General features: G+C 29.9%; 15 protein-coding genes and 1 pseudogene. 5 read left to right on the top strand and 11 right to left on the bottom strand.

What is annotated here, in order from left to right; genetic code table 11:
* Positions 1–44: 44 nt before the first annotated feature.
* On the bottom strand, positions 45–1,088 hold the full coding sequence (mutY, locus tag NSQ15_RS04525) for an A/G-specific adenine glycosylase (protein ID WP_217194183.1): 1,044 nt from the start codon (positions 1,086–1,088) through the stop codon (positions 45–47).
* Between the two features lie 164 nt (positions 1,089–1,252).
* Here mutY and NSQ15_RS04520 point away from each other — a divergent pair, with 164 nt between their 5' ends.
* Positions 1,253–2,230, top strand: coding sequence for a metal-dependent hydrolase (locus NSQ15_RS04520; RefSeq protein ID WP_017637515.1), 978 nt, complete (start codon positions 1,253–1,255; stop codon positions 2,228–2,230).
* 112 nt (positions 2,231–2,342) lie between these two features.
* Here NSQ15_RS04520 and NSQ15_RS04515 read toward each other — a convergent pair whose 3' ends face one another.
* The 7 genes from NSQ15_RS04515 to NSQ15_RS04485 all read right to left on the bottom strand — a co-directional run bounded on the left by NSQ15_RS04515 (position 2,343) and on the right by NSQ15_RS04485 (position 7,857).
* On the bottom strand, positions 2,343–3,206 hold the full coding sequence (locus tag NSQ15_RS04515; RefSeq protein WP_340746969.1) for a hypothetical protein: 864 nt from the start codon (positions 3,204–3,206) through the stop codon (positions 2,343–2,345).
* Between the two features lie 8 nt (positions 3,207–3,214).
* Positions 3,215–4,723, bottom strand: coding sequence for an ATP-binding cassette domain-containing protein (locus NSQ15_RS04510; protein ID WP_217194181.1), 1,509 nt, complete (start codon positions 4,721–4,723; stop codon positions 3,215–3,217).
* A gap of 14 nt (positions 4,724–4,737) precedes the next feature.
* Positions 4,738–5,052: a YfhH family protein gene (locus tag NSQ15_RS04505; protein ID WP_017637841.1), complete on the bottom strand. Its 315-nt coding sequence runs from the start codon at positions 5,050–5,052 to the stop codon at positions 4,738–4,740.
* Positions 5,030–5,848 (bottom strand): recombination regulator RecX, encoded by an 819-nt coding sequence (gene recX / locus NSQ15_RS04500; protein WP_017637842.1) that lies wholly within the window; start codon positions 5,846–5,848, stop codon positions 5,030–5,032. Before recX ends, NSQ15_RS04505 begins: the two co-directional genes overlap by 23 nt.
* Positions 5,849–6,016: 168 nt before the next feature.
* Complete coding sequence (sgtB, locus tag NSQ15_RS04495) at positions 6,017–6,826, bottom strand: monofunctional peptidoglycan glycosyltransferase SgtB (protein ID WP_029056005.1); 810 nt, start codon at positions 6,824–6,826, stop codon at positions 6,017–6,019.
* A 229-nt stretch (positions 6,827–7,055) separates the two neighbouring features.
* Positions 7,056–7,574, bottom strand: a complete 519-nt coding sequence (locus NSQ15_RS04490; protein WP_017637844.1) for a type 1 glutamine amidotransferase domain-containing protein — start codon at positions 7,572–7,574, stop codon at positions 7,056–7,058.
* Between the two features lie 121 nt (positions 7,575–7,695).
* Entirely contained in the window at positions 7,696–7,857 is a 162-nt protein-coding gene (locus NSQ15_RS04485; protein ID WP_017637845.1) for an SE1561 family protein, read from the bottom strand.
* A gap of 234 nt (positions 7,858–8,091) precedes the next feature.
* Here NSQ15_RS04485 and yfkAB point away from each other — a divergent pair, with 234 nt between their 5' ends.
* Entirely contained in the window at positions 8,092–9,234 is a 1,143-nt protein-coding gene (gene yfkAB / locus NSQ15_RS04480; protein ID WP_017637846.1) for a radical SAM/CxCxxxxC motif protein YfkAB, read from the top strand.
* Between the two features lie 95 nt (positions 9,235–9,329).
* Here the strand turns inward: yfkAB and NSQ15_RS04475 are convergent, their stop codons facing one another.
* From NSQ15_RS04475 to NSQ15_RS04465, 3 genes are read right to left on the bottom strand one after another with little or no spacing between them, the layout of a single operon-like run.
* Complete coding sequence (locus tag NSQ15_RS04475) at positions 9,330–9,860, bottom strand: acyl-CoA thioesterase (RefSeq protein ID WP_017637847.1); 531 nt, start codon at positions 9,858–9,860, stop codon at positions 9,330–9,332.
* 54 nt (positions 9,861–9,914) lie between these two features.
* A complete protein-coding gene (locus tag NSQ15_RS04470) occupies positions 9,915–11,156 on the bottom strand; it encodes an aminopeptidase (protein ID WP_070452162.1) in 1,242 nt (413 codons plus the stop codon).
* A gap of 13 nt (positions 11,157–11,169) precedes the next feature.
* Positions 11,170–11,352 (bottom strand): DUF1128 domain-containing protein, encoded by a 183-nt coding sequence (locus NSQ15_RS04465; protein WP_037555624.1) that lies wholly within the window; start codon positions 11,350–11,352, stop codon positions 11,170–11,172.
* Between the two features lie 161 nt (positions 11,353–11,513).
* Between NSQ15_RS04465 and NSQ15_RS04460 the strand changes: the two genes are divergently transcribed.
* The 3 genes and pseudogenes from NSQ15_RS04460 to NSQ15_RS04450 all read left to right on the top strand — a co-directional run bounded on the left by NSQ15_RS04460 (position 11,514) and on the right by NSQ15_RS04450 (position 13,803).
* Positions 11,514–11,978: a low molecular weight protein-tyrosine-phosphatase gene (locus tag NSQ15_RS04460; protein WP_017637850.1), complete on the top strand. Its 465-nt coding sequence runs from the start codon at positions 11,514–11,516 to the stop codon at positions 11,976–11,978.
* 4 nt (positions 11,979–11,982) lie between these two features.
* A complete protein-coding gene (locus NSQ15_RS04455; protein ID WP_017637851.1) occupies positions 11,983–12,267 on the top strand; it encodes a hypothetical protein in 285 nt (94 codons plus the stop codon).
* 289 nt (positions 12,268–12,556) lie between these two features.
* A pseudogene (locus NSQ15_RS04450) lies at positions 12,557–13,803 on the top strand (YihY/virulence factor BrkB family protein).
* Positions 13,804–13,823 lie beyond the last annotated feature (20 nt).

Raw genomic sequence — 13,823 nt, 5'->3', positions numbered from 1 at the left:
TAAATAAGTAAAATGATTTATTATTATTTTTGTTTTAAAGAAACCTATCCTTCAATAAATTGATATATTTTATCCATTGATACTGGAAATGAATAATCATCTCGATTAGATAAATCAAACCAAACCATATTATCAGGTAAATCCTTTTCATTTATATCTATAGTTTCAGGCACACTATAGACTTTAATATTCCAAGTTAAGTGTGTAAATTGATGTTTTAATTTAAATATATGTTCTGGTAAAGGTTCTATGTCATGTTTTAGTTTATGAGATATTTCTGAAATAGCATTAGAGGCTTCAAACATTGGAAATTCCCACATACCATTCAATAACCTTTCCTGTCTTTTTTCTAATAAATATTGTCCTTTATGATTTCGAATTAAAAAGACACTTTGTTCAATGGTTTTCTTTTTAATATTTTTGGTTTTAACTGGTAAATCTAATACTGTTCCTTTATCAAAGGCTTCACAATTTTCTTGAACTGGACAAAACATACAAAGTGGGTTTTTAGGTGTACAGATAAGCGCACCTAATTCCATCATTGATTGGTTAAACGTTCCAGCTTCATCTTGAACATAAGGTAATAACTGTTGTTCAAATGTTTTACGTGTAGATTGGAGCTTTATATCACTACTATCGTTATTTAATCTTGACCAAACTCTAAAAACATTACCATCAACTGTAGGAAGTGGATGGTCAAATGCAATACTCATTACTGCTGCTTGAGTATATGGTCCGACACCTTTTAAAGATTTAAAATTTTCAGGATCAGATGGGACTATTCCATTATAATCACATTGTACTTCTTTGACTGCATGATGAAAGTTTCTTGCTCGGCTATAATAACCAAGTCCTTCCCAATATTTGAGTACCTCATCCTCATTTGCTTCACTCAAATCGGCTATTGTAGGAAAACGATGAGTGAATCTATCATAATAATCTATAACTGTTTTGACTTGTGTTTGTTGTAACATAACTTCACTTAACCATATATAATAAGGATTAGTAGTCTCTCTCCAAGGCATTGAACGTTGATTGTTATTAAACCAATGTACAATATTATCTTTGAAATTTTCTTCTAAATACATATATTTCCCTTCCTGAACAATGATTTAATGTTTCAATTTGATTTTAATGGATATTTTACTTACATGATAAATAAGAATAACACATTATTAATGTGAGTTGATTTTGTTATTCTAACTTTTAGATTATAATATATTATAAATTAAGATGAAAAGAGTGAACATAAATGGACACAGCCACGCACATTGTTATTGGAGTTGGACTTACTGCACTTGCAACTCAAGATCCAGCGATGTCAGGCACATTCGCGGCAAGTGCCACAACACTGATTGCAGGTTCCCTTATACCTGATGGGGATACGGTTTTAAAATTAAAAGATAATTCAACTTATATTTCCCATCATAGAGGCATTACGCACTCTATTCCATTCACTATATTATGGCCAATATTAATTACATTTTTAATATTTGTTATATTCAACCACACATCCCCATTACATATATGGATGTGGGCACAATTAGCAGTTTTTTTACATGTGTTTGTTGATATTTTCAACTCATATGGAACACAAGCTTTAAGACCAATTACTAATAAATGGATACAACTCGGCGTTATTAACACGTTTGATCCAATTATATTCATTATATTATGTATAGGCGTGGTGTTATGGGTATTAGGGGTACATCCTTATTTGGCATTCTTTCCAATAATCGGTATTTTAATCATTTATTATATAATCCGATTTAAAATGCAATCTTTCTTAAAGAAACAAGCATTAAAGCAAATTAAACAAGAGCATAACCCTGTAAAAGTATTTGTAATTCCTACAATGAAATTTATGGAATGGCGTATTGCTATTCAAACAGACGAACATGATTATGTTGGTAGATCACATGGTCGAAATATTGTTTTTAGTGATAAAGTTAAACGTCAACATTTATCTATCGACTCATTATTATGGAAAGTTAAAAGTAATAAAGATATAAGAACATTTTTAAACTTTTCTTCTATATATCGTTGGCAAACAACGCCATTAGATGATGGTTCTACAGAAATTCGATTAATGGATTTAAGATATTTAAATAATGATCATTATGCATTTGTTGCTATTGCCCATCTAACATCTCAAAATGAAATAGATCATTCTTATATTGGTTGGGTATTTAGTGAAGACAAATTACAACGTAAATTATTCGCAAAATAATAATAGCCAAGGTTCAAGGACATGTAATAATGTAATCCTTAAAAGTAAACTGCTTAAGTTAACTTGATGGATATGCAAAATACATGAGTCCTATACCTTGGCTTTTTATATTTTAATTATTATTTTTATCAATTTCACTATTGTCACTATCTTTTATATGATTAGCATTACTTGAAAAATGATTAGATTGAATAGTTGATTGTGTATTTTTATTTTTATTTCTATATTTAGCATGAGATACAAAACGAGATAACGCAAAATTAATTAAACATAACATCAAGATGAAACATAGTATATATAAATGATAAGGTATATTAGCTAGACTTATTCTGCCAAACAACACTGATTGTGCTAAACCATTAGTTACATAATAAAATGGATTTAACATCAATACATGTCCAATCATTGTCAAATGTGTTTTAGGAACATAAATAATTGGTACTAAAATAAATTCTATAACACAAAATATATAAAAATATATATCCGCTTTATGATTTAAGATTTTTACTAAACCAAATAACACTGATAGTAAACAATTTAACACTATTGTTACTAAAATAAAATATATTGTAGCTAGTAATGAACTTTCAAAATTAATTGGTTTCCATATTGCAATAATTGTCATAAGTACAAATAGTAAAATACCTCCAACAATTGTAGTAACTACTATGGGTGTTACTGGGGATATTTTAAACGATTTAGTAATCATATAATCTTTAGCGTATATTTTATAACATAAAAATAAGCTGAGGACGATGTACCCAAATCCTAACAAAGTTAAAAGTCTATATAACCATACACCTTGTATCATTTCTGTTGCGTTTGTCACCTTGAAAAATATTTCTATCGCAAATATTAAGACTAATCCAACTATAAAACTTACCGTAAACCATTTCCATAAGTTTTTAACATGTTTCAAAGAATAATTTAAAACGTGTGGTAAATTTTTAAAATAAATAATTATACTATCGATCATACTTACACCTACAATTCAATATATATCCACTTATTATCTTTCATATCGGCAATAAAGTATCCATCACCAGATTTACAAATCCAAACATCTTTATTAATGTTGAATTTATCTTTCAATTCACTTTTATTAACAATAGGCATCACAAAACCGTTTAACTGATTATCATCATTAAAAATCATCTTAATCGGTTGAGAAGTCACGTCAGCAACAAAACGATTATCTTCTTCAGGGACTAGTGATTTTTTTACTGTATCGTGGTCTTTGTGTAAATGACTATTGAAGTATTCTACATACTTACTATAGTTGGATTTAATATATGGAGATAAAGTTTTGAAACTATGCTTTTCATACAAACCAGCTGGATTAAAATATTCTAGTTTACTTTTAGCTACGGTATAACTTTTTCCACTTTCATTTAATCGATAATTTTTACTATTTTCTCCATCAATAGTAACGACACTATATTTAGGTAAGGTTAGATTATTTGAACCTGAAATTTTAACGCTTCCTTTTAATGCTATTCCATAAGCTAATTTATTTTCATATGTATCTTTAGTTTGTGTTTGAAGTGGAGTTTGATTCCCCGCTGAGATATTTATTATTCCTAAATTATTAAATAAAAGAATACCCATAAGTGCTAATCCAATTAGAAAACTGGTCATTAAAGTCCAAAATCTTACCAAAAATATTGGTGGTTTGGCATGATTATATCGTTCAATTCTTTTAAAATTATAAGTCATCTCAGGCATTCTTGTTCGACTTTTTTTCCAATCAAGATCAAATGATGAAAGTTCTTCTTTTGATTCAATACTTTTTCGGTCTCTTTCATGATCTTTAAATACAGGAATTACTTGTTTAAGAGACCCTTCCATACGAATCTGTCCGTGTGAGACCCAAGTAATATAGTTACTCACTTGTTCTATTTTATCAACGTCATCATCAATAAAAACAATCGTTTGGTTATGATTGATATAATCATTTGATAGCTCTATCGCTCGATTTGTAAAAGATTCATCTAAATATTGAAGAACATGATTCAAAATAATGATATTTGATTTAGATGATCTGGCTATACTTAGTAGTAACTGAGCAAATTCTTGTTTGGTTAATTGTGAAACGAGTTGTTTTTCATCTAAATGGGCATATTGAATGACTTGATCGTATTTATAATCAGAGACTTTATATGAAAATAGTTCAACAATGTGCTTAACGTAATCTTTCACAGTTTGGTTTACAATTTTTCGGTCTTCAATATCTCCATAATATACATGATCACTTTGAACTAATTTTCCTTTATCAGGGTGAATAGATCCTGATAATAATCTACCTATTAATTTTTTAGAAGAACCTGGTTCACCGATAATACCTAAGGCCTCACCTTGATAAATATGTAGTGAGACATTATTTAAATCAATATCTTCAGCGGCGTATCCAAAAGGTAAGTACCATTTTTTAGTTTTTTTATTTCTATAATAATGAGTAACTTTAAGTAACTTTAAAACGATTGAACTTCCCATTTCTTTTCATCCTTCTATAATTTTAATAATGCAATTGGTAAACCTTCTTCGGGTTCGCTACTTTTAATTCTAAATCCCCAAGCGAATATACCTTTTAATCTTTCCACTTTAAAATATTGATCACTGCCATCATTTAATTGATAGATTCTGCCTAATTCAATTTTATTACGATCAACTAAATAACTTTCAGCTACAATTACTTTACTTTGATAAACGTCATATTCATTCAAAATACCGTTCATTTCTGCTTTTCTCATTTTTTCTTTATAAGTTTGTATTTCATGTCTTAATTCTGGCTCAGACATTTCACTCAATTTCTTCTGTTCCATTTTCGATACCACTTTCTTCTAATTTAGATTTAATTTTATCATATTTATAGCCTTTTCTCATAAGCGTTTCTATCGTTTTTCTTACTAGTTGTTGCCCTTCATATTTTCTTTGATGCTTTTGATATGTTTTTTCTAAATCAGTTTGTAACATATCGTCAAGTTGTTCTTCGTCCTGTGAAAAATCAAGTTCATCCATGGCTTGTTTGATTTTTTCTATCGTAAATCCTTTTTGCATTAAAGCAGTCATTGTTTTTTGTTTAACTTTTGAAGTTGGACCTTTTTTAGTTTTAATTACTTTACTCGCTACTTTGATGATATCTTCCATTGGTTGTTGTTCTATGTATAGAGCAGTATATTCATCTATAATATTAGTTTCAATACCAGCTTGATACAATTTTTGTTTATAAGTTTCAGGTCCCTTATCCGTTGTATTGATCATAGTGTTTTTCAAACTTTCAGCATAATCATAATGATCTATTAATTTTTCTTGGTAACAATAATCTATCACTTGTTGCAGCGCTTCTTCAGAAATGTCATTTTTTATTAAATGTTGACGTACTTCTCTTTCAGTACGCTTTCTAAATGAAAGATATTGAATTGCTATATTTAAACCTCTTCGATAATGGTCATATTTTTGAATCTGCTCCATTTCTGCGGCTTCTAGTACTTGATCTTTCTTTAAATTAAATTTAACAAGTGTATCAATATCTATCCCCATCTCAAATTGATTATCGAGATATAGATTAAAACGTTCTTTGTTCTTCTTTTGTACTTCTAATTTAGTGATTTTAGGCATGATACACCTCCTCATAAACATTGTATATATCATATTATGACATAGTTCAATCATTAGCAATAAAGTCACGCTTTATAAAAAATAAAACCCCTATCATATTTACAATGTTCAACATTACATAGTTACTGTAATTTATTCGTACTAACATTGCATATGATAGGGTAATTGTTATTGACCTAGTTGGGCCATTGCTTCCTCATATTGGTCATCGGATATATAATCAAGTTGTTTCATTTTTTCTAAATTGGTTTTAACTCTATTCGTAAAGTTATCTGACATGTCATCAATATTATATACACTTGGCGCATTAACTTTGCTTGCTAAAATTGCGCTTTGTAATACACTAATTGTATTCAAATTTTGATTGTTTTTATTAGTTGTTGCGCCGAAGTAATGATTTGCTGCACCTTCAACTGTATATTGATTATCTCCAAAATATATATTATTTAAATAAAAACTAAGTATTTGATTTTTATCATATTGTTTCTCTACTTTATGTGCTACAAACAGTTCTTTTACTTTTCTTGTGAAAGAACGTTCGTTATCATAATAATAATTTTTAACAACTTGTTGTGTTATTGTACTACCACCTTGAACATCATGATCACTCAAAGTAGAAAATAAAGCTCTTGTTGTTCCTTTAAAATCAAAGCCATGGTGTTTATAAAATCTTTCATCTTCTAATGAAATAAAAGCACCTCTGACATATTTTGGCATTTGATCTGCCGAAACATAATCACTTTTATTTTCAATCGATTTTAAATCGTCTACATTAGCTCTCGATGATAAAAAAAACATTAATCCTAAGAATAATACTAATATAATCGCTAATGTAATAAGTATTTTTAAAAAGATACGTTTACTTTTCTTTTTTTTAGGTGGTTTCCCTATTGGTTGATAATAAGTATTATAGTGAGGTTCACGCATATCTCGTTGAGGGAATTCATTAGATTGTGCATATCTGTCGCTTCTTTTCATGCATTTACTCCTTTACTCAAACTCACTGTTATAATGTGAGTTTACCAGTAGTTGAAACCATTAGCTATAGTTTATAGTAAAAATCAGTCCCAAGGTGTACATATTTGACTATTATTTAATATATACAATTCACTCATTTATTACTTCCATATCAACTTTTACAAATAAAAAAGACTTATTGAACTAAATCAATAAGCCTTTAGATTTAATGTTTTATACTAAACAATCATTAGTCTTCTAATTGTTTTACGATTTCTCTATTGAAATCATCTAAATCATCTGGTGTACGACTTGTAACGATATTGTTATCAACAACTACTGATTCGTCTACAACGTGCGCACCAGCATTAGATAAGTCTTTACGTACATTTAATACTGCAGTTAATGTACGACCTTTTAAGTCATCAGTATCAATTAATACTTGTGGTCCATGGCAAATTGCAAATGCTGGAACATCATTAGAAGTGAAGTATTTAGCGAATGTACCAAATCTACCTTCTGCATCACCACGTAAATGGTCTGGTGCAAATCCACCAGGAATTAGAACAGCGTCATAATCTTCTGGTTTTGCTTCGCCGATACCAACTTGAACAGTTGCTTTTTCACCGTGTTTACCAACGACTTCTTCGTTAGCATTAGTGCCAATAACTACTGTTTCAAATCCAGCATTTTCTAATGCCTCTTTCGGACTTGTAAATTCTATATCTTCAAATTCATTTCCTAATAGAACTGCTACTTTTTTACTCATAATATGATCACCTTTCTATTGTGCGATTATATTTATTGTATTCACGTTTAAGTTTAAAGTTAAACATCTTGTACTAAATTTTTTAATCGTCACTAAAGTGTCATTAATTATGATTAGTGAATTATTTGGAAACTTGTTTTACTTTTTCTTCTAATTGATCTAGTAAACCAATCCATTCATCAATGTCTTCAACACGCACTTCATCAGGGTTTACATGATCAATATCCTCGATAAATTTGTTTAATCTCGTTTTGATTTGTTCTATAGTTTGTTGTTCACTCATTTAAAATAGAGCTCCTTTGAAATTTATTTTTGTTATATTTATCCTAACAGAATTTGACAAAAAGAGATATAATCTTAATAATGTTTACTGTACTTTTTACAAATTTTAAAGAGCTGACACAGGTTTTGAGGAAACGTGAAACATAGTATTTATAATATGGATATATTGAAAAATTTTAACTAGTATATATGTTCACAACTCCTCTTTGTCACACTCTTTTTAGGAGAAGTTTTAATGATAATAACAAATAAAAAACCTATTTCAATACACAATGATCCTTGGGAAGCTTATAACGATGTCATTGATAATGGCCAACTCACTTTAAGTAATATCGAATTTACAACAACCAATTTATGTAATATGAGATGCAGTCATTGTGCTGTTGGTTACACTTTACAAACTAAAGATCCAGATCCTTTACCAATGGATATTATATATCGCCGTTTAGATGAAATTCCAAATTTACGTACATTGTCTATAACAGGTGGCGAACCTATGTTTTCGAAAAAGTCTATTAAAAATGTAGTGAAACCACTATTAAAATACGCACATCAACGTGGGATATATGTACAAATGAACTCTAATTTAACGTTACCACAAGACCGATATCTTGATATTGCAGAATATATAGATGTTATGCATATTTCACATAACTGGGGAACCATTCAAGAATTCACAGATGTCGGCTTTGGAGCTATGAAAAAGCAACCGCCAATTAAAGCAAAATTAAAACTATACGAGCAAATGTTAGACAATGCAAGTACTCTTTCTGAACAAGGAATGTTTGTATCTGCTGAAACAATGCTCAATCAAAGCACATTACCTTACTTGGATAAAATTCATAATGAAATTGTTAATGATATGAAGTGTAGTCGACATGAAGTACACCCTATGTATCCAGCTGATTTTGCAAGCTCTTTAAATGTCTTATCTTTAAAAGAAATGAAAGAAGCGATACATCATTTATTAGATATACGTGACCAGGATACTTGGATGTTATTTGGTACATTACCTATTTATCCATGTATTAATGATGAAAACGATCAACAATTATTACAACGTTTAAGAGATGCAAAAAATGTCACAATGAGAAATGACCCTGATGGGCGTAGTCGTTTAAATGTAAATGTATTTACAGGTAATGTCATTGTTACTGATTTCGGAGATGAAAATGGTACTATTTCAAACATACAAAAAGACAGATTAACAGATGTATTTAATCAATGGCTCACTTCTGATTTAGCCCAATCTTTAAATTGTCATTGTTCTGAATATCATTGTCTGGGACCAAATGTGTTAGTGAAAAATATGTATTACCCTGATACTGATTTCCGCCAAAAAGAAATTGAAATGCATGCAAAACATATCTTTTCATAATTTATAATCATAATGCTTAGCAAACTAAAAAGACCTAATGAAAAATTTATAGTTTCATTAGGTCTATTTATATGCAATTCTAAATAAGCTTTTATCTAATTTTCAATATGTTGAATTTTAGATAAATACTCAATAGTGTTTTTACTTTCATCACGTCGTTCTTTGCGACGAGCGACACGTTGAGGAGCTGTTTCATGGAACCATTTTTCAACTTTATCTTCTGGATAAACTTGAGGAACGCGTACAGGTTTACCATTCTCATCTAAAGCTACAAAGGTTAAAAAGCTAAGTGCAGCTAATTTACGTTCTCCTTCAAAGACATCTTCAATAATAATTTGCACACAAATTTCCATTGAACTACTACCCGTATAAGAAACCATTGCTTCGTATGAAAGGATGTCCCCATTCTTGATTGGTAATAAGAAATCTACTGAATCTGTTGAGGCAGTTACTACTGAATTACCAGCATGTTTCACAGCAGTAATTGCTGCAATTTCATCTACATTTGCCATTAAAATACCGCCAAACATCGTATGAAGATGATTAGTATCTTGTGGATACACTTGACTTGTTTTAATACTTTTAGATTCAGACATTGCTTTTTTATTTACTTGTTCTTTAGTCATTCATATCTTCCTATCTCTCTATGAAATTTCCCTACTGTACTTGGTATTTACGACTTATTTTGCCCAATTTCCGTTTTCGAAAACGAGTTCTTTTGAGCCATCTTCTAAAATACCATAAATGGTTAAATCAGCACTACCTATCATGAAATCTTCATGAACATTTGAATCATTTAAACCACTTGCAATTTTTTCTTCAGTTGTCATTTCAGTTCCACCTTTAATGTTGAAACCGTAAGCAGATCCTAACGCTAGATGACAGGATGCATTTTCATCAAATAACGTATTATAAAAAATAGTGTTTCTATTTGAAATTGGAGAATCATCTGGTACTAGTGCTACTTCTCCCAATCTACGTGCACCTTCATCTGTATTTAATAAATCTTTTAAGACATCTTCGCCCTTTTCTGCTTTAAAATCAACAACAACTCCATCTTTAAATGTTAAAGTGAAACCGTCAATGATATTACCGTTAAAGCTTAATGGTAATTTATTTGTTACATAACCATTTACATTATTTCTATCTGGCGCTGTGAACACTTCTTCTGTAGGGATATTAGCAATAAATGCTTGTTGCTTTCCATTTACATAGCTAGTAGCATCTTCCCATATATGTCCCTGTGGTAACCCTACAACTAAATCTGTACCTTCAGAAATATAATGTAACGCTTTATATTGTTTATCTTGCATTCTTTTAGCATGTTTACTTAAATTACTTACATGTATTTTCCAATTTTCTACAGGGTCATTACCATCTACTCTTACTATATCAAACACTTCTTCTATAAATGTTTCATAAGCTTCTTCTACTGATTTATCAGGGTATACTCTTTGAGCCCATGCTTTTGATGGAAATGCTGCAACCACCCAAGGAAATTGATTTTTTTGGCTTGCTTCCATATATCCTTTATAACCTTTGGAATATTGCAATTGAAATGCTTTCAATTTATTAGAATCAATACCATTTAATAAATCTGGGTCTTCAGTTAATATTGCAAGGTTTGCAGCGCCTCTTTCTACATAATCCATACGTGCATTAACATCATAAGATTTAACTTCATTATTCTCAAAATGGTCTACAGTTTCGTATTCAAATTTCATACGTTTTAATTTTGGGTCTGAATAATCGACTCTTACATCTGATGCACCAGCTTTATATGACTCTTCTACAACTAGATGAGTTAATTCTAAAGCTTCGACAGATGAGCGTATAAATACTGGCTGTTTTTCTTGAACATTCATGCCTACTTTAACTAGTAGTTTGGCATACTGTTTCAATTTTCCTTGGTAGTTACTCATTTAGACTCCCCCTTTATTGTCTTAATTCTCCTAGTGCATCTGCAATAGCAGTCACTTCGCTAGGTGAAAATGAATCTTTTGAAGTTACAAATTGATGTATTTCTTTAATTTCATTTTGATCAGCATCTTTAAATTTATCAGGATCAATAAGCGCTTTATTAACTATATTTAACTTTTGTCTTATTTCGGTAATCATTTCTTCATTTGTAGTTGCCAAACTTCTCACCTCTTTACCTTAGTATTCTATCAAACTAACATAATTTATGGAACATTAATAGAATTTGAAAAAATTTGCTTTCTAATTGTTTGAAGAACCAGTAAAATGGGGATATAATTACATAGTTTGGAGGAATTAATATGGTAGACGTAGCTTTCGTATGTCTTGGTAATATCTGCCGTTCTCCAATGGCTGAAGCAATCATGAGACAAAGACTACAAGACAGAGGTATAACTGGTGTTAAAGTTCACTCTCGTGGCACTGGAAAATGGAATTTAGGTGAGCCCCCTCACGAAGGGACTCAAAAGATTTTAAATACACACGGCATTCCATTTGATGGTATGATAAGTGAACTTTTTGAACCAACAGATGATTTTGACTATATTATTGCAATGGATCAAAGTAATGTAGAAAATATTAAAGCAATTAATCCTAGCATAAAAGGACAATTGTTCAAATTACTAGAATTTAGTAATATGAAAGAAAGTGATGTACCTGATCCATATTACACTAACAATTTCGAAGGTGTTTATAAAATGGTACAATCATCATGTGATAATTTAATTGATTACATCGTCAAAGATGCAAATTTGAAAGAGGGGTAAAATTATGGAAAACAAATTCATTCCTGGAGTATTATTAGGCGCTGTTATCGGTGGCGTAGCAACATTAGCTGATAAATCAACTCGTAATTCTTTAAAACAATCATTCTCAAATGTTAAAGAAGGTAAAAAATCTCAAAAACCTTCTAAAGTAAGTAGCATTAAAGATGAAGTTATGTACTGGAAAGATGTTATCGAAGAAATTCGTCGTAATAACCCAGAGTTAGAACGTTCTATTAAAGATGCAAAAGATACTTTTGTTAATAGAAAAAATGAGCGTATTGGAAAATAATAGTTAATTATTAGATGAATTATGAATTAGAATTTTGTAATAATAAATCACTATTTCTTAATTAACTATTCAAATAGAGTGAAGATATTCAATAACTGTTATCCCACTCCATTGAAACGGGGGTGAGTTTAGAGGTTGAGCTATTAAATGATTTTTAGCTTATTGGTAACTAAAATTAGTCTCCAATAACCAAAAATTAACTCAACTTCATCTCACTCCCTTTCTTTACAATTTTAATTAAATTAAAATGTGTTTAAATATAATATTCAAATTATTAAAGGAGATTGTTATGTCAAAGAAAGAAAAAACAAGTTCCAACTTCCTTAATTCTGCTAAAGAATATGAAGATAACAAAGATCAACAAAATAGTGATAACAAAATTAAAGTCGATCGTACATACATTGAACCTCAAGAATTTCAATCTAAGACACCAAAAAAGAAGAATCAGGTATTCTTCCTTTCAAGATTAAACAAACCTGCAAAGTATACTAAAGATTCGAACTTTTTCTCTTATTTGGTATATAGAATTGGTAAGGACGATGCATCAGGTTTAGCAGCTCAAATGACATATCACTTTGTTCTTGCTATGTTCCCTATGCTCATTTTCATATTGACTTTATTACCAGTTTTTAATATCGATCAAAGTCGTATTACTGATATGTTAAGTAGTGCACCATCAGAAACATCATCAATTATTAAAAGTGTTATAGGCGATGTTACTAAAAATTCAAGTGGCGGCTTACTATCTGTCGGTCTGATCTTAGCAATATGGTCTGCATCAAATGGTATGACTGCCATTATGAATTCATTTAACGTTGCTTACGATGTTGAAGATAGCCGAAATGGTATTTTACTTAAGCTTTTAAGTGTTGTATTTACTATTGTAATGGGATTTGTATTTTTAATAGCTATGGCTTTACCTACCCTTGGTTCTGCTATTAGTCATTATTTATTCGGTCCATTAGGTTTAGACTCACAAATTAAATGGATATTTACTTTACTTAGAGTGGTATTACCTCTAATCATTATTTTACTATTATTTATAGTATTGTATTCGGTAGCACCTAATGTTAAAACTAAATTTCGTTCAGTATTACCAGGTGCAATATTTACATCAGTCATTTGGTTACTAGGTTCATTTGCATTTGGATGGTATATTTCTAACTTTGGTAATTATTCTAAAACTTATGGTAGTATCGCTGGTATTATTATTTTACTGATCTGGTTATACTTAACAAGCTTTATTATTATCATTGGAGCAGAAATTAATGCTATCATTCATCAACGTAATGTAATTAAAGGCGAAACACCTGAAGAAGCTGCTTTAAAACATGATGATAATAACCAAAATCATTATAATGAAGATACAACTTATGAATATAATGATAACCGTGAATTAGGTTCACAAGAAGATTATAATATCGATAAAGATGCTAAAGATAAGTACCAAGAAGATCAAAGTACAAAAGTACAATTAAAGATAAAATTGTAGATAAATTTAAAAATAATGATTCAGAAGAAGATAAAAATTCTTAATTATTATATATTAAAGGCCA

Source organism: Staphylococcus sp. FSL W8-0774, assembly GCF_038006785.1.
GTDB classification, from domain to species: Bacteria; Bacillota; Bacilli; order Staphylococcales; family Staphylococcaceae; genus Staphylococcus; species Staphylococcus pasteuri.
The sequence above is the reverse complement of the archived record's forward strand: the minus strand, read 5'-3'. Positions and strand labels throughout refer to the sequence as shown.

Coding starts and splice junctions, on each gene's coding strand:
- mutY (WP_217194183.1), bottom strand. CDS start 1,088: ATGTATTTAGAAGAAAATTTCAAAGATAATATTGTACATTGGTTTAAT.
- NSQ15_RS04520 (WP_017637515.1), top strand. CDS start 1,253: ATGGACACAGCCACGCACATTGTTATTGGAGTTGGACTTACTGCACTT.
- NSQ15_RS04515 (WP_340746969.1), bottom strand. CDS start 3,206: ATGATCGATAGTATAATTATTTATTTTAAAAATTTACCACACGTTTTA.
- NSQ15_RS04510 (WP_217194181.1), bottom strand. CDS start 4,723: ATGGGAAGTTCAATCGTTTTAAAGTTACTTAAAGTTACTCATTATTAT.
- NSQ15_RS04505 (WP_017637841.1), bottom strand. CDS start 5,052: ATGGAACAGAAGAAATTGAGTGAAATGTCTGAGCCAGAATTAAGACAT.
- recX (WP_017637842.1), bottom strand. CDS start 5,848: ATGCCTAAAATCACTAAATTAGAAGTACAAAAGAAGAACAAAGAACGT.
- sgtB (WP_029056005.1), bottom strand. CDS start 6,826: ATGAAAAGAAGCGACAGATATGCACAATCTAATGAATTCCCTCAACGA.
- NSQ15_RS04490 (WP_017637844.1), bottom strand. CDS start 7,574: ATGAGTAAAAAAGTAGCAGTTCTATTAGGAAATGAATTTGAAGATATA.
- NSQ15_RS04485 (WP_017637845.1), bottom strand. CDS start 7,857: ATGAGTGAACAACAAACTATAGAACAAATCAAAACGAGATTAAACAAA.
- yfkAB (WP_017637846.1), top strand. CDS start 8,092: ATGATAATAACAAATAAAAAACCTATTTCAATACACAATGATCCTTGG.
- NSQ15_RS04475 (WP_017637847.1), bottom strand. CDS start 9,860: ATGACTAAAGAACAAGTAAATAAAAAAGCAATGTCTGAATCTAAAAGT.
- NSQ15_RS04470 (WP_070452162.1), bottom strand. CDS start 11,156: ATGAGTAACTACCAAGGAAAATTGAAACAGTATGCCAAACTACTAGTT.
- NSQ15_RS04465 (WP_037555624.1), bottom strand. CDS start 11,352: ATGATTACCGAAATAAGACAAAAGTTAAATATAGTTAATAAAGCGCTT.
- NSQ15_RS04460 (WP_017637850.1), top strand. CDS start 11,514: ATGGTAGACGTAGCTTTCGTATGTCTTGGTAATATCTGCCGTTCTCCA.
- NSQ15_RS04455 (WP_017637851.1), top strand. CDS start 11,983: ATGGAAAACAAATTCATTCCTGGAGTATTATTAGGCGCTGTTATCGGT.